The organism is Streptomyces sp. NPDC001507, from assembly GCF_042894765.1.
Classification (GTDB): Bacteria; Actinomycetota; Actinomycetes; order Streptomycetales; family Streptomycetaceae; genus Streptomyces.
Genome location: NZ_JBIAVV010000020.1, coordinates 69,613 through 88,006 on the forward strand (window position 1 = coordinate 69,613; position 18,394 = coordinate 88,006).

Sequence of the window (18,394 nt, forward strand, 5' to 3'; positions counted from 1 at the left end):
GGTCACCCCTACGGTCACCCCTACGGTCGCCGAGGTCCCACCTGGTCGCGCCTGTGCGCGACCAAATCTCCAGGTGCCGACCGTCACCCTTTCCTGGAGTGAAACTGGGATATCCGAGAGACTGCTAGCATGCGGGCATGGATGAGCATCTGGTCGCACTCGAGAAGCGCATGCAGCAGCTGCAAGAGGCGCTCCGGCAGGCGCTCATGCAACACGACACCGCCCAAGTGCACTCCCTGGGCGAACAGCTGACACGCACTCGACACGCGTGGAACGTTCTGTGCGGGATCAGTGAGGTCCCGGACACGGCCCAGCCGGAGGTGCAGCCAGGGGTCCGGCCGGAGCCCGCGCTGGCAGTCGTCGAGCCGAACCAGGACGTGCCCGTACGCGACCAGGTCCACCAGGCGCTCGCCCTGCTCACCGTCCCCGCCTCGCCCAAACTGCTCAGCCAGGTCCACCAGGCGTTCTTCTCCACCCCGCTGAACACGGCACGCATGACCACCCTGCGCCGCGACGAGGAACGCTCCTTCCGCTCCGCCCCCTACGGCCGCGCCTACTACATCTGTCCCGCACTGACCTCCGATCTGCTCTCACCGGCCCGCGCGCTGCTCGCCCTGAGCACCTGGCCACTGGAGCAGCGCCTGGTGGGACCGCTCACCCAGCGCGTCCACTTCCTCACCTCAGCTGTGCGGCTCGCGGACGCCGCCGAACAGCTCGCCGGCGAGGCCGGGATGCCGCAGCCCGTCCAGCAACTGCTGCTGCACTACAGCCGCAACATCCACGACGACGCCCCCCGGGGCCCGCTCGACCTGGACGCGCTGCGCCGGGCCGCCACAGCGGAACTGGAGATCCACGCCGACGACGACGCCGACACCCGCGCCGAAGCGGCCCAGCGCGCACGTCAGCAACTCGGCGACGCGGAGCAGATCTTCGGCAACATCCTGCGCAACACCGCCCGCCTGCGCCGTACTTCGTAAACCACCTCTGCAACCAGCACGGCTGTGCCCTGTCCCGCCAAGGAAATCAGTGAGCTCGCTCGACGCACGACTGGGCGTATTACGCGGAACCGCTGCGCCCATCCCGCACAATGCACGCACCCTGGCGGCGCTGACCGCCAATCCGAGCTGCGACCGCCGCTCCCTGCTGGATGCGGCCGGCATCGACAAAGACGCCCTCGCCGCCCATCTGGATCTCCCGCGGCCGCTGAGAAAATCCCAGCTCGCCCTCGACTACGGCCTCGCCTTCGAACGCCAGGTCACCGCTCAAGCCGGAGCCCCGCTGGTGCCGCTGCTCCGCCAAGCACTGGGCCTGAGCGTGCCGGAGGTGTCCTACGAGGACGTCAACAGCGTCGCCAGCGATGACGACAAGTCCCCTCTGCGGCTGCGCCGCGTCCACACCCGCTCCCGCATCCGCAGAGCAGCACACGGCAGGTCGGACCCCCGCACCCTGCTCGACCACCCTGTACTGCGTCTGACCGTCGCCGGCCACCAGGCCTACCTCGAACCCGACGTCATCGCCTTCCAGCGCGAGGGCGTCTTCTATGTCGTAGAGATCAAATCCTTCCCCGTCATCCACGGACAGTCCGACCCCATCAAGGCCAACGCAGCGCTGACCCAGGCCGCCGCCTACGTCCTGGCCCTGCGGGAACTCCTCGCCCAGGACGGTCTCCCCCCAGAGCGCGTCTCCGACACCGTGGTCCTCGTCAACCCGCGCAACTTCACCCGCCACCCCACCGCCACGCCCTTCAGCGCCCACAAGCAGATCAAGAACCTGAGCCGCCACCTCGACAGACTGCGGCGCCTGCCCGAACTGCTGGACAAAGTTCCCCCCGACACCACCTTCGACCTGGCGCCCGGCCCCGACCAGAAACCGACCCGGCCCCGCGGTGAACTCGTTGCCGCGCTCGCCACCGTGCGGCCCAACTACACCCCCGGCTGCCGCCGCCACTGCGACCTGGCCTTCCACTGCCGCACCGAAGCCCGCCACCAGGGCAAGCCCGCCGCCCTGGGCACCGCAGTCCGCGAGGACCTCGCGGGAATCGACACCATCGCCACGGCCCTGGCCCTCACCGACGGCCACCTGCACCCCTCACGAGGCCAGAAAGACCTCACCCAGGCCCTGCGCCACGCACAGCGCATCCACGCAGACCTCCAGACGGACACCACATGATCCGCCTCACCTCACTCCTGCGCATGCGCGCCGCCGCCACCGGCAACGCCCAACGCGCCAGCCAGCTGCGCCACTTCCACCTCAGCGACCAGCCGCTGATGCTGCTGGCACTGAAACAGACCGGGCCCGCCGCACGACCGCTGGCCGTCATGCTGGGCACCGACCCGCACCGCCCCCAACTCCTGCTCGCCCCGCCATCAGGCAGCACCACTCCCATGCTCGCTTCCCTGGCAGACGCCGTCACCGCCTACATCGACGCCTGCCAGCGGCACAGCGAACACCTGCCCGCCACCTCCAGCAAGCCGGCCCGCCGCCGCTACACCGACGCTCCCCAGATCCTCGTCCCCAACCCCCAGACCGTGCAGCACCTGAAAGACCTCGGAGACGACCTGAGGTTCCGCACCGCCGATGACCACCATCCCGGCTCCCGGGCCGTCCAGCGCCTGGGACACTGGCTCACCTATCTCACCGACCGCGCCGACCTGGTCGGCTCAGCCGCCCTCATCCCCATGACCAGCTTCCTTGGCATGCACTGGATCAGCGGCCAAAGCCCCCTCGAGGACGAGGACCTGGCCACCCTGCTGGCCTGGATCGACCCGCCCCGCCACACCGCCTCCGGACGCGACGCCGCACTGGCAGCAGAAGACCCGGCCACCCACCGCCCAGCGGGACCGGTCACCGACGCCGCCTTCGACAACGACCACCTGGCGCCCCTGTTCGACGCCTACGCCCGCGCCCGGCGACAAGCCCTGGCCCAGGAGCAGACCCGCATCCTGCGAGAACTCGAGCGCCTGCTGGCCACCTATCTGCAGCCCACCTGGGACCTCATGTGGCATGCCTACGCACTCCTGCAGGCCCTCCCCGAAGCCGAGAGCACCGCACGCCGCTGGGACCACGAACGCACCGCCTTCACCGACGAATGCCTGCACCTGGCCCAGGACGGACGCCCCCGGCCGGCCCGCGACCACGCCGTCGCCGCCGCCGTCCGCCTGGCCCACATGGAACACGCAGCCGCCGCCTTCGCCGCCGAACGCACCGCCGACGACCCCTTCGCACGAGCCGAACTGCGCACCACCGGCGAAGCCTTCGGCGGCACCGTCACCGCGATCGACTCCAAGCACACCCTGCGCGGGCCCACCGGACGGCCACAATGGCGGCCCCGGTTCACCGTGTCCACCTCCGACCCGCTGCGCATGGAACCCGGCCAACTCCTGACCTGCCACGCCTACCGCAAGGCCGGCTACAAGATCTGCGAGATCACTCCCGCCGACGGCGACACTCTCGTCGAACTCGAGATCACCGCAGGCATGGGCCACGCCGACCGTCCCACCTACGATGTCCTGCCCGAAGCCGGTGCCTTCCTCGTGTTCACCATCGCACCGGATGCCTACCGGATGCCGGAATTTCCCTCACGAGACCAGACCCCCTGGACCCATGGCGGGCCTCCTGCCGACCATCCGGACGACAGCGACGAGGACGAGAGTGAGGAAGAACAGTGACACCTCCCCACCAGCCCTCGCCGCAGCAGCAGATGGATACGGCTGCCCGCGCCATCCTGGAGCAACTGCCCACGCTCACCCACCGCGGAATCGTCGTGCACTCCCCGCCCGGCGCCGGCAAATCCACCCTGGTCGCCCGAGCCGCCGACGCCCTCGCGCAGTCCAGCGCCCCCTGCCCCGTCATCGCCCAGACCAACAGCCAGGTCGACCAACTCCTACGACGACTCGCCCGGCACCACCCGCATCTGCGCACCGCCCGGCTCACCGCAACGGAACACTCAGTCCCGCACGACCTGCAGGCACATCCCGGCATCCGTATCGCTACCCGCATCGAAGCCCTTGAGAAGACGGCCGACGTCATCGTGGGAACCGCCATGAAATGGGCCACGGTCACCGACCGCCGATGGCCCTGGGCGATCATCGACGAGGCCTACCAGATGCGTTCCGACATGCTTTTGTGGACCGCCGGCCTCTTTGACCGGGCCCTCTTCGTCGGAGATCCCGGCCAACTCGACCCCTTCTCCGCGGTCGAAACCGACCGCTTCCAAGGGCTGCCCCATGACCCCATGAACAGCGCGGTCGCCGTCCTGCTCGGCAACAACCGAGACCTGCCCGTCCACTTTCTGCCCGTGTCCTGGCGCCTGCCGCCCTCAGCCGTCCCCCTGATCAGCGACGCCTTCTACCCCTTCACGCCCTTCCACGCCGGAAGCCGTGAAGCCGACCGCACCCTCACGTTCTCCATCCGCGGCATGCGTACCCCTACCGACGAGGTCATCGAACACGCCGCCCGAACCGGATGGGCACTGTGCGAACTACCGGCCCGCATCACCGGCCAGCACGACATCGAAGCCTTCCAGGCCGTCCTCGGCATCGCCGAGCGGCTGCTGGCCCGGCGCGCCACCACCACCTGCGAGGAAAACCCCGAAGGCCACGTCCTGCAGCCGGGGGACATCGCCATCGGCACCGCCCACCGCAGCCAGGCCCACCACATCCGCGCCCTCCTGGCCCGCCAGTACCCCCACCTCCACGGCGTCACCGTCGACACCGCCAACCGACTCCAAGGCTGCGAATTCAGGCTCACCATCGTCCTGCACCCCCTCTCCGGCCGCGGCGACGCCTCCGCCTTCCACCTGGAAGCCGGCCGCCTGTGCGTACTCACCTCACGCCACCGCCACGCCTGCATCGTCGTGGCCCGCGCCGGCATCGCCGAACTCCTCGACGCCCACCCCTCCAACGACCCCGCACAACCCGGAGCCGCCTCCCAGGTCGCCGACGGCTGGGAGGCCAACCACACCGTCCTCGCCCACCTGACCGAGCACACCGTCCACGCCCGGGCACAGCCCGGCCGCCGACGCGGATGAGCAGTCCCCGGCACGCACCCGCAGCGCGCGCATCGACCTGCCCTCACCCGCGGTTGCGCACCACACCACAAACGATCATGATGCGGCGTGCCGACCAGTCGCTGTGGCAGCTGTCGCACACGCTCTTGCGCCATCCTCCCGGCCAATCGTCGCGGGTGCGGATGCGGCCGGGTGCGCCGCAGAACTCACAGGTGCGCTCCGCCTCCACCTCGGCAAGAACGATCAGGCTCCTCAGCCTGTCGGCGCTGCCCGGCGGCCCTTCCACGTAGACGCGCAGGCCGCCGAGCTTCTCCCTGAGATCGAGGAGACGATAGCCGGGAAAAACCGCGCGGATCTGTTCATGCAGACGCTCCAGCAGCCCCTGCCAGCCCGGCCTCACTGCGTGGATCCGCGCAGGGATCTGTACCGGGCGCGCAACAGGGTCAGCGGGGTCCTCAGCCATTGCTCCATCCTTGCGCACCGCCGGGTGCTGCGACTCAGCCCACGCGGGGTGCCAGCTGCGTGACGCGCATGAGCACGCGCCCGGCGGCTGAACCCATGTCCGCTCAGCACCGCAGACGCGCGCATGGCCCCGGGATGTCAGTGGGGTACTGGACACTGGTCGTGCGTGACTGCGGCAGCCAGACCAGGGGGAACGACGTGAGTGACGATGCCGTCCAGCTCGAGAAGCGTATCCGCTTCGCCTTGAGCGTCCTCGGCGAGAGCAACAGCCACCACGAGTTCGAGGCCCTGTGCCTGGGCCTGGCCCGCCGCAGGATCACCAGCAATCTGCTGCCGGCGACCGGCCCCGTCAGCAGCGGCGGGGACCAGGGCCGGGACGCCGAAAGCCACTGGAGCAACATTCCCCGGGAGCTGCCCGGCACGTCCCTGTTCGCGTCGCTGGCCTCCACCCAGCGGGTGGTGATGGCCTGCACCATCCAGGCCACCGACATCCCCGGCAAGATCCGAAAGGATCTGGCATCGATCTGCGGGCAGGGCACCCCCGTTGACCGCGTCATCTACTTCACGGTGACCGCAGTGCCCACCGGGAAGCGGCACGACCTGATCGACGAAGCCGCCCGGACGCACCAGGTCGAACTCGAGATCTGGGACGCGGCCGCCCTCGCCCTCCACCTCGCCGACTACGACCTGTTCTACCTCGCCGTCCAGTACCTTCACCTGCCCTCCGACCTCGCTCCACCGCGCCCGGACGGAGCCGGCCAACTGCCCGACTGGTATGTCGAAGCCCGCCGGCGATGGCAGGCCAACGACGAACCGGCCCGCACCCTGGGTGACCTGGTGGACCTGCGGGGCCCGCTGCGCCACGCCACCTTCCACGACGAGGCCCGGGCCGATCTGCCGGAATGGATCGGCCATGCACGTGCCCTGCTGGCCGCCGCAGCGGGAGAGCACACCGCCCTGCGCGCCCGCTACGAGATCGTCGTGGCCACCCTGCGCGGCCTCGGCGACATGCACCCGACGGACCAACTGGTCCGCGACTTCTTCGACACGGTCACCGCCGACGACACCCTCACCGACCCCGGAATTCTCGAGGACGCCGTTGTGCTCCTCCAATACGGATTCGGGGCGTTGGTGCGCCGCCTCACCGCGCTGACCGCAGAGGACCTGTGCGGCTGGCAGCACCTGCTGGCAGACAAGATCGACCGCCTGCTGGTTGCGGACCCGCCCCCCAACGCCATGGCCCATCTGCTGGCCATGCGGGCCCGCCTGGCCCTGCACGCCGACATGACCGCCGGCCTCGAATCCGTGCCCGAGGACCTGCCGACCGTCGCAGAGGTCACCGCATCCGTCCGCGAAGCGGTAGAAGCCGGCGGGCCGATCCCTGCCCTGCAGTCGGAGCCCCCTCTCACGGACCTCGACACCGGCATGCGCATCCTGCTCCGGCTGGGCCACCACCTGGACAACGCGCCGCTGTTCCCCATCGAGCACACCGCCGACCTCTTCGACTACCTCACCCCCGTACTGGTGGACCACCCCCTGTACCGGGAGGTCCGTGACCTGCTCGATCAGGCCACCGACCGGGTCACCGGCCAGAGTGCACGCGGCGAACGCGCCCAGTCACGGGGCCACGCCCTGATCAAGAGCGGCCGCATCCCGCAAGCGCTCCAGGAGATCCACGAAGCCAAGGCCAACTGGCTGCGTGGCGACACCCTCGAGGGCGGCCTGATCATGCTGCTGCTGTGCGCGCGCCTCTACAGCGAACTCGGCCTGCCCATCGCGGCCAAGCAGTACGCGCTCGCAGCCGCCACCGCCGCGACATCCGCACCCGCCCCGGAACTCAACCGCTTCGTCCCCCGCGGGATCATCCTCGCCGCCCAGTACGACCGCCAGGCCGGAAACTGGATCTCCGCCACCCGCCTGTTCTGCATCGGCCTCATGGCGCAGAACTCCTACTGCGACGAGCCGTACAACCACGAACGCTACCCTTACGTCTGGGACATGATGGGCAATCAGGCGCTCACCCTGCGCGTAGCCGACGCGGTGAGGCCCGGCTTCGTCCCCCTGCTCCGCACGATCACCGCCTCGGCGGGCATCGACACCATCATCGACGACCTGCTCGCCTCGACCGCAGACGTCCTCACAGCAGCCGAAGAGACGTACGCCGAGGAGGCCGACGCCCACGGTGTGGGACGGCCCTTCAGTGACGCGGGCCCCACACGCCGCTATGCCTGGAACGCGCTCGGCGTCGACTGGGAGATCACCTGCCCGAACGACCGGCTGTCGGTGCTGGCCGCGGAACGCTACACCGCAGCACTCCAGGTGTTCCTCGGCGAACTCGCCGTAGGAGACCCGCTGCTCCTGCCCGGCAGTCTGAGCGTCGCGATCCGCGCAGACACCACCCTGCCCCACGACCAGCCCGCAGTCTGCGACCAGAGCGCCGACCGGGATACCAACCGGTGGAGGCTGCGCCTGCCCACAATCGCCCCCGCGGACGTGGAAACAGAACCGTCCCGTCTGCTCACCGCCCTGGTCAAGGTGGTGCTCTCCCAGTCGCTGCTCTCCGACGAGGCCTTCATGCACCTCGTCGAGCAGGCGCTCGCCAGCGGCCTCTGGCACAAGCTCTTCGTCGGCCGCCCCTACGACGAACTGGCCGACTTCCTGAAAGCCGACGACTACCAGACGATGGCTACGCTCGCCGACCCGGCCGTCGGAGCAGGCACACCGCGCGGCCAGGCGAAACCGGCTGCCCTGCCGGCCCGGACCGGGCCCGGACCCGGCTACGAGCACGAGACAGCCCTCGACACCGTCCGCAACCGCTATGCCAACTTGCTCCCCATCGTGCGCTACACCCTTCCCCGCCTGGCCGCAGACCCCGGCTTCCGGCGAACAGCCACGCAGCTGAGGCAGGAAGGGTGGCGCGACTGGCACCTGCTGACCGCCATCGCCAACGCGGCCGGAAACCATCGCGCCCAGCAGCAGGGCCTGCGCCCCTCCCCGGGTGATTTCCCCGAACACCGAGCTCGCATCCTCGCCGCCATGCAGGCCCCCGAACGTCCTCACGACCCGCCTGTCCCTGCCCAGGCATTCACCGAACACGCCCTGCGCTCCCACCTGTCCGTGGCTGCGGTCAGCACCGCGCGCGGCCTCGGCCTCGCCATCCGCCCCGGCCGGGTCGACTCCCAGGCACTGCTGTCGGTGCTCGGCGACCGGTACGGCTACTGGACGGACGACATCGAGCACACGGACCCGTTCGGCTGGCCAGCCCTGGAGGACGACACGATCTGACCCGCCAGGGCGTGTGCGCAGGTCTTCCAGGGGGGCATGCCGGACCGCCGCGGCAGAGCGCGGGATGGCGCGTGCCGTCTCCACGCCGGGGACGGCCGACTCGCACCGCCGCGACAGATCGACGACGCACCTATCCATCCCGGTCCGGCCCGGGTGTCTGCCGCAGCCGATGGACCGCAGGAAGGCGGTACGGCCAGCAGACGCCCGGACCGGAGGTGAGGTGTGGCCAGAGATCAGGTGGCGCGCAGGCGGCTCACGGTGCCGGTGAGGTCGAAGAGCTGGTTGCGGGTGCCATCGAGCCACTGCTGGGTCACGGTGCCGGTCGGGCCGAGATGGAGTGCGTAGGCGGTCAGCGCCGTATCAGCGAGGGTCAGCTGCTCCGAGACGTTCGTCTCGTGCTGATCATTCGTGATGATCTTCTCAGGGCGCCGGTTGTGCCAGGCATGACGCAGCCACTTGTCGGTGGCGGGCACCGGTTCGCCGTTCTTGGTGACCGGCTCGTAGCGGGTGCCGTTCGGCGGCGGGCTGTCCTGGACGACCTGGGGCGGGATGACAGCGCCCTGGGACTGCCAGTAGGTGGCGACGATGGCTTCGGCCTGGCGTCGGCCCCATGCGGCTCGCGGAGCGGCGCCGTCGGTGAGCATGCGGTTGACGAAGGCACTGGCCTGGCCGCGCGGCCGGGTGCTGGCCTGGGAGCCGTAGGCGGCCTGCAGAATCCCGCTGGCGGTTGCCGCGATCAGCGTGCGGACGCGCGCCTCGGCCAGAGCCGCCGTCCGCAGCCGCGGCGTCGGATTGCCGGTGATGTCGTCGATGACTTCGCGGAACGATCGCTGCACGGGCTCCGTGGGCAGGCTGTTCGAACCAACCAGCAGGGACTGTGCCGCGGCCGCGTGATACTCGGCCTTCGCGCGGGGCAGGCAACGCCGCACAAGGTGTGCGACGACCTCACCCCTGTTGTGCACCTGCGGGCTGCCGGCGCCACCGTTCAGGCCGAGAGCCTCGTAGACACGCTGGGCGGCGGCCGTCCTCCGGCTGAACGCCCACACCGCGAGCAGGGCCAGGTACTCCAGCTCCAGTCCGGCAGGGCGGCCGGAGGGAAGCTTGAGGTACCGCGCGATCGTCCGGCCGTAACCGGGGACGGCATCCAGGACTCCGGCGTCGGCGAGTTGGTCCACGGCCTGCTCGGCGAGCCGCGCCGCCCCGGTCCCGCCCGGCAGCGAGGTGGCGTCGTTGTGGATGGACTCGTAGCGCCGGGTGATGGACGCGGAGAAGTCTGCGCGCTCCTGCTCCCGGTAACCGGCGACCACCACGGAGGCCGTGGTGGTCCAGCTGTTCACCGCCTCCAGAGCGAGCCTGGCCGGGATGCTGACCTCCCGGTCCCGGCCCTTGTGCCGGACGGTGAAGTCGACAGTGCCGGACGACGTATCCGTCTCGTTCAGCGCGGCCCGCGCGGCGCGTACCGCCGCGCCGAGGTGGTCCAGAACGAGGATCTGCTCCTGGGCGGGCAGGGTCGTGAATGCCAGGACGTCATAGGGGAGACCGGTTTCCTGGCAGAACCGGCACAGGGCGTCCAGCTTGGCGGCGACCCGGCCGTGGCCGTCGATCACCAGCAGGCCCCTTGCCAAGATCTTTCCGGAACTGTCCACGACGCGGGCCAGGGCTACGTCTGCTGGTCGGCGCTGGCCTTCGGTGGTGACCGTCGCGATGGAGCGGCCCGCCATGCTGAGCCGTACCTGCTCGAGCGCCCACCGCTGCCGTGCCGCAGTCCAGTCCAGCGCCTGCGGCCCGGAGGCCAGGAGCTCCAGGACCGCAGTCTTGTCCGGTGCGGTCGCAGCAGGGAAGGGCCGCGCGCCGAGGATCTCCTCGGCGCCGCTGTAGTCGCTCTGCTCCAGGTCCCGGATGTTGGAGACGAGCAGGAGATCGAGAGTGTAGAGCCGGGTACTGGGGGCGAGGACCTGCCGGACACCGGCCAGTACGCCGCCGTTGAGGAAGCCCAGTTCCTCCCCGGTGCCGGCGAAGTCCGCGGGGAACAGCGGGCGTACGGCGCCCGGTTCCACACATGCTCGAGCGAAGATCGCGCTGCCGTCGTTGTCTGGAATCCAGTCCGCCTGAAAGACGGCGGGACAACCGCGGATGTTCTTCTGCAGGTGCTCAGTGGCGTCCGTGGGGGCCCGCTCGGGGATCGTGGGCAGGACCATGTTGGCCGTGCTGTCCATCGGAGTTTCTGCCTTCGGTCGGCAGGACCGGAGCAGCACGTGCCGCCCGGTCCGTGACGTGGAAGGGCGCACAGGGTTTTCCTGTGCTCCCGGCCAGATCGGATCCCGGCCGTAGCCGGGCCTGCGCCTGGGCCGGCCGCGTACGGAGGCATCAGGGTGCGATTCCGGCCTTGGCCGGACCTGGCGATCCCGAACCGTGCCCGTACGGGGCGCGATGAACGGCGAGCCTAGCGCAATAGCTGTGTGCTCCGTACTCCATTTCGATCAGAGGGAGTTGAGCGTCATCGCGGGGGCGAGCGGGCAGAACCTGTCGCCGCGTCCCGGACGTTGTCCTTCCGCTGGAGCAGCAACCGTGTGGCCCCGCCGCTGTGATGGCTTACGGGGGAGTAGTCATGCGCGGCCGCCCAGGGCCCAGCCCGAGCGCGTCGGCTCGAGGGCGACCGAGTCTTCATCGTGTGCTCCTGCCGATGAGCCCGAGGACGAGACCGATAGACAAAACGCAGACCGTCGAGCGGGCCGCTCTCCGCGCTCTGCTGAAGGCCATGGCGGAACCTGTCACCCATGGAGCGGGCCGCCGCTCACGCCTGACGGCCCCCGAGCTGAGGGCATGCCGCACCGTCACCCTCCGGAGGCAGGACCAGGCCCCGCGATCACCCGAGACCCCGACCGCAGCGTTACATAATTCAGCGGCGAGCGTTACATAACTTCGGGCGAAGATTATGTACCGTCAGCTAGACTGGATGGCGGCGTTACATTTTTGACGGCACGGTCGCTCCGCACCCCCTCGGCGGCCCACTGCCCGACCTGTCCCTCGCAACCCGCTTACCGCTTCTGCTCTTGGAGTCCCCGGGTGTCCTCCTCGCGTTCATCCCACGCCGCCGATGAGGCGTCTTCCGGCGCGGCCGTGCCGGACAACCCCGCCCACGCCGCCCCTCCTGTAGCCCCGACGGAGCCGTCCGACCCGGCTCCGCGCTGGGCAGGCCACTGGCCCCTGAGTTTCCCTGAAAACGCCGGCCGCCGACACGACGAGGACAGTCAACCCGAGTCAGCTGAGGGCCCGTTGGAAGAGCGGAGAACAACCACCACCGCCCCTGACGCGGGAACACCACACGCTCTGGCGCGCACCCGCCCGGCGACGCTGCACGGGGCCCGCAACGCACTCAAGCAGCTGATCGACGCCGCCATCCAAGGGCACCCCACCCCCCTGACGCGCGGCCCGCACCACGCTCTGCTCACCACCCCCGCCCACGCAACCGAACTGGGCTGGGACCTCATCCAAGCCCCCACCCACAGCATCGCGGACGCCCGCAGACAACTCGGGGATCTGGTCCAGTTCGGCGCCGAGGGCCACCCCCAGGTGCTGTGCCGCCACAAGACCCCCGTCGCCGTACTGATCGCCGCGGCCGCGGACGGTACCCCCGCCCCGCCCGCACCTCACGCCGAGCCCGCGCCTGACACAGCGGCCCCGGCGGCAACATCAGCCCCGGACTCCACCCCACCCCCCGAGGGCCTGCAGACAGTCCAGAACCCCCTTCCGGCCACACCAGCAGACGAAGCCGACAAAGACCTCGCACCCGCGCCGGCAACTACCCCTGCCGAAACGGCCATTGCCCCCACCACGTCCTCGGAACCCCAGCTGGAACCGGCACCTCACGACACGCCTGCACTCGCCGATACGCCCCCCGCCTCACCCGGCACCACCCCAGCCCCACCGACCGCCCCCACCGGCTCGCCAGCCGCTGCCGACCCCAGCCCCGCCGCTCCCGCACTCCACCACCCGCTCACACCGCCGACCGCCCTCCCCAAACCCCCCTCGACCCCGCCCGAGCCGAGCCCGCCGGCCCCCGCTCCCGCAATGCCCGGCACCGGCCACGAGACCGCCCTCCCAGCCGGCGGCCCAGCCATCGCTGCGCCGCGCACCCCGCGACGCCTGGCCGCGCTCGCCCAAGCCCTCGACACCGTCCTCCCGACCACCGCCCCCACCGGCGAAACCACCACACCCACACCCCTGATGGGCCTGTCGACCGGCATCCGCGCCCTGGACGACGTCCTCGGCGGACTCCAGCCCGGCCGCTTCTACCTCGTCGCCGGCGCCCCGGGCGCCGGATCCAGCCTGATCGCCACCGCCGCCGCCCGCACCAGCGCCCTCGACCAGCACCAACCCGTCCTGTACGCCGCCTCCGGACTCACCCGCGCCGACATCGCCGCACGCATCGTCGCCGCACACCTGCCCGTCGACTACCGCCGCCTGCGAGCCGGCCGCCTCACCCCCACCGAACAGGACGACACCGCAGCCCTCCACCACCACCTGGCCCAAGCCCCGCTCTACATCGACGACGGCACCGACCTGACCACAGACGCGATCGCAGAAAGCGTCCCGGACCTGCCGGGCCTGGCCCTCGTCGTGGTCGACCGCCTCCAGACCACCGAGGACCCCCGGCTGCCGCTGTCCGGCCCGGCCCAGATCACCGACGCCGCCCAGGCCCTCGCCCACCTGGCCCGCACCCACGAACTCCCCGTCCTCACCGCCGTCGACACCGACGACCCTCACCTGATCGCCGCGCTCAGCCTCGACATCACCATCACCCTGACCCGCGACGCCGACCAGATCCACGCCACCGTCACCGAACGCGACCTCGGCCCGCAGGCCACCCTCACCCTCCACGCCGACCTCGCCCACGCCCGCATCACCGACCCCTACGCCAGTCCCGTCACCCCCACTTCAGCACCCCAGACGCCCCCGACTACGACCCCGCACGCCCCTACGCCGACCCCGCAGACGCCTCTCCAAGCCCCCCCCGGCCCCTCCCCGGACCCCACGGCCACCCAGCCCGCCCCGACGGCCCACACCGCCGCCTCACGCAGGCCATCGCCCCGCCGCACCCCCGCCGCACCCCCGCCCCAGGGCGGCTACGCGAACCGGGACTACAGCTACTTCACCAGCATGATCACCCGTGCCGTCGACGAAGCCCTCCACGACCACGACGGCGAAATCACCGCCGCCACCGAAGCCCTGGTGAAAAAGGCCGTTCCGAACGCCATGGCCCTGTTCGAAGCGACCCGCGTCGGCGGAAATTACGAGCACACCGTCTACCCGGAAACCCTCGAATTCCTCCGGAAGAAAACCAAGGACGGCGCCGACGAAATCTGGGAAGGCCGCCACAACTGGACCAACACCCACCTCACGGAAGCCCTCCAAAACGGCACCCATCCCCCGATCACCGTCAACGCCCTCGACACCAACGCCAGCTTCCTGTCCGCCTTCAAGACCCACCTGCCCATCGGCGCTCTCATCCACGACCCCCACGGCGGCTTCGACCCCAAACGCTCCGGCATCTACCGCCTCCCCGCCCGCCCCACCTGGCACCACCCCGACCTGCCCGACCCCATCGGCAACCGCCGCGAAGACGGCCCCGTCCTCCTCGACGACGCCACCATCCGCCTCCTCATCCGCTGCGCCCGCCTCGGCCTGTGCGAGGCCCCGCACATCACCGAATGCTGGACCTCCGGCGCCAGCGAAGGACTCCTGGAAAAATTCCGCCGCGTCCTGACCGAGGCCCGAACCAGCGCCCTCAAAACCGACGACACGGTGACCGTCGAATACATCAAAGCCATGTACTCGAAATTCACCTCCACCATCGGAGAATCAAGCGTCAACCGCGACATCCGCCGACCCGACTGGATGCACATCATCCGCTCCCAGGCATTCGCCAACCTCTGGTATAAATCCCACCGGGCCCACAGCAACGGACTGACCGTCGTCCGCGTCCGCGGCACCGACGAACTCCACGTCGCCGGCGACTGGCGCACCGTCTTCACCGAAGGCCGCCTCACCACCCAGATGAAACAAAAAGACCAGTACCCCCTGCCGAGGAAGAGCGCCCGATAGATGTCGACCGACGGATGGAAAAACTTCGGCAACTACGGCGCAGACCGCGACCCCGGAAACGTCCACGGAAAAATCGCCCTCGCCCGCGCTCTCGAAGACGCCCTCGAACGCCTGATCATCGACGGCGGAATCAAATCCCCCGTCGACACCCGCCGCGGCCTGAAAGCCCGCATGCGCTACCTCACCACCACCAAAGGCGGCCCCCAGGCCCTGGCCGACGCCGGCATCCACGCCACCCCCACAACGATCCGCGCCTGGACCCGCGGCACCCAGCGCCCGCGCGCCGCCAACCTCGAAGCGATCGACACCGCCTACTGGAACCTGCGCGCCCACAACGTGCTCGCCAACCCCGGCGCCCTCAAGCAACACCTCAACCGAGGCGGCCGCGGCACCCGCATCGAGATCCACCCCGTCAACCAGGCAGCCGTCGACGAGCCACGCCGCCGCGACAACCTGAGGATCCAGCACCGGCAGGTCCGCTACATCTGGGACGACGCCGTCGACGCCCTCGTCGCCAACGACCTGGACACCATGGAAGACCTCTGGGACGACGTCATCGCCGAACTCGACTCCGACTGGGGCGCCTACACCTACGTCTCCTACATCGGCATCGGCGCCTGACACGACCACCTGCAGCCTGCCTCACCGGCTCAAGACGGCGTCCAGCGACCCAACGACTCCCGGACCCTGTGGATGCTGTTGCCGGATCCTCCACCGCAAGAGAGCCATTCCCGCACGAGTAGTTGGCCAGCTACCCGGAGCACCTGCAGTCGGCCCGACCGGCCGCCTCCCCTCCAGGCCAGGCCGCATACGGAGCGGATCCCCCCACCCCGTCTTTGAGCCTCGGCCCGCACCATGCCCCAGACCGACGCCCCCGATGCCGGGCGGCCGGATGCCGGTTCAGCGACGTACAGGCCGCTCCTTGACCGATCGGAGCTGAGCGGCGGGGTCGTCGTAGGGGAGCAGTGAACTCTGCTCGACGAAGGACGTGATGACGGGCCACAGGCCCTCGCCCGCGTCGGAGGGGTTGCCTTCGTGACGTTCGGCGACGGCTGCTGCCGCACCAGCCAGGAGGTCGGCGAGCTGGATGGAGGGGTGGTCGACAGAGCTGCCGCGGACGACGGCGGCGACATCGGCACCGCGTTCCCGTGTCAGCAGGGTCATGCCGACAGGAGCGCAGGCGTACTCGTGCACGGTCCGCAGGGCGTCGTCGGTGAGCATCTGCTGTTCATCGGTGAGGACACTGACACGGCCGAGGCGGCGGTCCCACCGGCGGGCCGTCTGGGCAACTGCGGGGATGAGCATCTCCAGCTGCGGAAATACTGGGTCGGCCGGGTCCTCGTGGAAGGTGGCGGCGTAGTCGCGGGCTCCGCGCAGCCGGGCCAACAGCGCGGTGACCGCTTTCCTCGTCGAAGCCGCCCACGCCTGATCGAGGGCGGCCACGAACACGCCCAGCGCCTCGTCCTGCTGGCTCGTGCCGCGCCGGGAGGCCAGCGTCACGAACGCGGACATCAGCTCCTGGAACAGGGTGCCGCGCAGAGCCCGCGGTCCTTCGAGCGCGAGCGTGCGCGCCAGAGCACGGGCCTTTCCATCGGCGTACAGGTTCCCTCCTTCGTCGTGCTCCTTCTCTTCCAGCAGCAGGTCGATCACTTTCGCTGCTGCCGCGTACTCCTTGTCGACCACGTACACCGAGCACCTGTCGTGGAGCGCACCGCCGGGCTCCCACAGCTGCTGCAGCAGCGACCACCGGTTGGTGCGATTCTTGAACAGGTCGAATTTCAGTTCCTTGGCCTGCCGGATTCCGGCCTGGTCCCGCAGCTGCTGGATGAGCGCGGCTGCTTCGACGTCATCGACGGCGATGGAGGCGTAGACCAGGAACCGGCGCCGACGGCCGATGAGTTGCTCACCGTCCCAGCCGGACTCGTCGCAGGCGATCCACCGCCCATGGTCCGCACCGTCTGTGGTGGCTTCGGGCTGGTTCAGCTGGGTGTACTTCTCTCCGGTCAGCGGCACGACGGCATTCTCCCTGCCGCCCGGAATCCGCCCGCACCGGGATCGAGGCGGGCAGGCCGCCCGTACAGCGCCAGGGGCAGCGGGCAGGCACTGCTGGCCGTCTCTTTGGGAAGGGGCAGCGCCCTCTCCGCGTTCCTCGGGACGCTGCCCGCACTGCTCCGTGCCCGCCGCTCACCCACATCCGTCGAGATCACCCTTGCAGACGGCCGCAGCACCAAGGTCACCGCCGACTCCGCCGAGGACGCCCGGACCCTGCTGGAGGCGGCCATGCGCGAACACGTGAACCCGCCGCAGCCGTGACCGTCCAGATGCCGGGCCCCCGCAGTTCGCGGGCCGTCCTCATCGGCACATCCGCCTACGACAGTCCGGACTTCAAACCCCTGCTGGCCGTGCGCAACAACCTCGAGGTGCTCCAGGAACTCCTCACCGCGGACAGCGGGGCGTTCACGCCCGGCAGGTGCACCGTCGTTCAGGATTCGTCGGACCCGCGGGGCGTGTGCCGCAACGATCCGGGACGCGGCCCGCGAGGCATCAGCCGGCAGGCGGCGTCATGCTCTGAAGCGGTGACAGCTTCCTCGACCAGAGCATCGTTGCGGGTGCTGCACCCATCACGGTCCGCGTCGATCCAGAGCCGGAACCGTCCGCTCGTAGCCCGTACGGTCCTCGGACTGGAGAGGAAGCGCAGCCAGGGCCTCGCGCACGGGCAACGCGACCGTGTCGCCGCGCCCAACGGCTCGAGCGCTCGCGGGGGCGAGCACGGACACCGCGGCAGCCACGGCCGGACGGCGGCAGAATGCAAGACGCGACTCCTTCATTGTCTGGCCGCTCCGTCTCACGCCGACCGCCAGACTGCTCGAAAGCACCGTCGGGCGGTACCACAGCGATCGAAACCGGCGGAATACCCAAAGGCCCTACTGTCCTCCCACAAATATAATTAAGTTCCGATGTTCCGCTTCACGATACAATTATTCACCCTTTGGATAGCACCATCCGGATAGAATCGGTACCGAACAACCGACGCCCCACAAGAAAAACAGGAAATGTAACGGGAGCGAATGCGCCAGAAATATAATTACTCTCTCGGCGAATTCACAGGATCCCCTCCGAAAGGTTTTCTTCCCTCCCCTTTCAGGCACAAGAGGTCCAGACCACCACTACCAGTACAGAGAGTAACCGTTACATAATTTATGTATGGATCACGAGCGTTACATAATGGGTACATTTTCGGAGGCAGAGGAGCCCCGAGGGGCTGCTTCCAACGCAAGCAGCTTCCACCCTGCCGCCAACAATTGAGCTTCTCACGAGACAAAGCCCCAGTTCAAAGCCATATAAGAACACTCAAAGCTCAAACGACCCCGCCACTCCAATTATGTAACGCGGGCGGCCGACCGGCGAGGGCTGGCCCATCCTCGTAGCCAGCCTGTAATGCTGCGGAGCAGCGTTACAATCCGTCGCGGAGCGACGGCGCAACGCTCCGTCACGTAGTGACGGCGCGTCATGTCTCCGGAGGAGACGGCGCGC

The 18,394-nt window shown here is 69.4% G+C and carries 11 protein-coding genes; 8 read left to right on the top strand and 3 right to left on the bottom strand.

Going from position 1 to position 18,394, the window contains the following annotated elements:
• The first annotated feature begins 137 nt into the window (after positions 1-137).
• Genes ACFY0K_RS44055 through ACFY0K_RS44070 form a run of 4 tightly spaced genes read left to right on the top strand, consistent with a single transcriptional unit; the run spans position 138 to position 5,029 of the window.
• The gene (locus ACFY0K_RS44055; protein WP_390644669.1) at positions 138-977 is read left to right on the top strand and encodes a hypothetical protein; all 840 of its coding nucleotides are present in this window, start codon (positions 138-140) and stop codon (positions 975-977) included.
• Positions 978-1,026: 49 nt separating this feature from the next.
• A complete protein-coding gene (locus tag ACFY0K_RS44060; protein ID WP_390644670.1) occupies positions 1,027-2,169 on the top strand; it encodes a hypothetical protein in 1,143 nt (380 codons plus the stop codon).
• The gene (locus ACFY0K_RS44065) at positions 2,166-3,668 is read left to right on the top strand and encodes a hypothetical protein (RefSeq protein ID WP_390644671.1); all 1,503 of its coding nucleotides are present in this window, start codon (positions 2,166-2,168) and stop codon (positions 3,666-3,668) included. Before ACFY0K_RS44060 ends, ACFY0K_RS44065 begins: the two co-directional genes overlap by 4 nt.
• Positions 3,665-5,029, top strand: a complete 1,365-nt coding sequence (locus ACFY0K_RS44070; protein ID WP_390644672.1) for an AAA domain-containing protein — start codon at positions 3,665-3,667, stop codon at positions 5,027-5,029. The genes ACFY0K_RS44065 and ACFY0K_RS44070 overlap by 4 nt, the downstream gene beginning before the upstream one ends.
• A 43-nt stretch (positions 5,030-5,072) precedes the next feature.
• Here ACFY0K_RS44070 and ACFY0K_RS44075 read toward each other — a convergent pair whose 3' ends face one another.
• Positions 5,073-5,471: a hypothetical protein gene (locus ACFY0K_RS44075; RefSeq protein WP_390644673.1), complete on the bottom strand. Its 399-nt coding sequence runs from the start codon at positions 5,469-5,471 to the stop codon at positions 5,073-5,075.
• Positions 5,472-5,668: 197 nt separating this feature from the next.
• Here ACFY0K_RS44075 and ACFY0K_RS44080 point away from each other — a divergent pair, with 197 nt between their 5' ends.
• Complete coding sequence (locus ACFY0K_RS44080) at positions 5,669-8,755, top strand: hypothetical protein (protein ID WP_390644674.1); 3,087 nt, start codon at positions 5,669-5,671, stop codon at positions 8,753-8,755.
• Between the two features lie 233 nt (positions 8,756-8,988).
• Here ACFY0K_RS44080 and ACFY0K_RS44085 read toward each other — a convergent pair whose 3' ends face one another.
• On the bottom strand, positions 8,989-10,971 hold the full coding sequence (locus ACFY0K_RS44085; protein ID WP_330257724.1) for a hypothetical protein: 1,983 nt from the start codon (positions 10,969-10,971) through the stop codon (positions 8,989-8,991).
• A gap of 1,855 nt (positions 10,972-12,826) precedes the next feature.
• Between ACFY0K_RS44085 and ACFY0K_RS44090 the strand changes: the two genes are divergently transcribed.
• Together ACFY0K_RS44090 and ACFY0K_RS44095 are read left to right on the top strand one after the other, a co-directional pair.
• Positions 12,827-14,860, top strand: coding sequence for a DnaB-like helicase C-terminal domain-containing protein (locus tag ACFY0K_RS44090; RefSeq protein WP_345060882.1), 2,034 nt, complete (start codon positions 12,827-12,829; stop codon positions 14,858-14,860).
• A complete protein-coding gene (locus tag ACFY0K_RS44095) occupies positions 14,861-15,481 on the top strand; it encodes a hypothetical protein (protein WP_345060880.1) in 621 nt (206 codons plus the stop codon). It abuts the gene before it with no gap.
• A 279-nt stretch (positions 15,482-15,760) separates the two neighbouring features.
• On the opposite strand, the gene ACFY0K_RS44100 is transcribed toward ACFY0K_RS44095, so the two are convergent.
• Positions 15,761-16,873: a DUF3800 domain-containing protein gene (locus tag ACFY0K_RS44100; RefSeq protein WP_345060878.1), complete on the bottom strand. Its 1,113-nt coding sequence runs from the start codon at positions 16,871-16,873 to the stop codon at positions 15,761-15,763.
• Between ACFY0K_RS44100 and ACFY0K_RS44105 the strand changes: the two genes are divergently transcribed.
• A complete protein-coding gene (locus ACFY0K_RS44105) occupies positions 16,805-17,173 on the top strand; it encodes a hypothetical protein (RefSeq protein WP_330257719.1) in 369 nt (122 codons plus the stop codon). The genes ACFY0K_RS44100 and ACFY0K_RS44105 overlap by 69 nt on opposite strands.
• Positions 17,174-18,394: the final 1,221 nt, after the last annotated feature.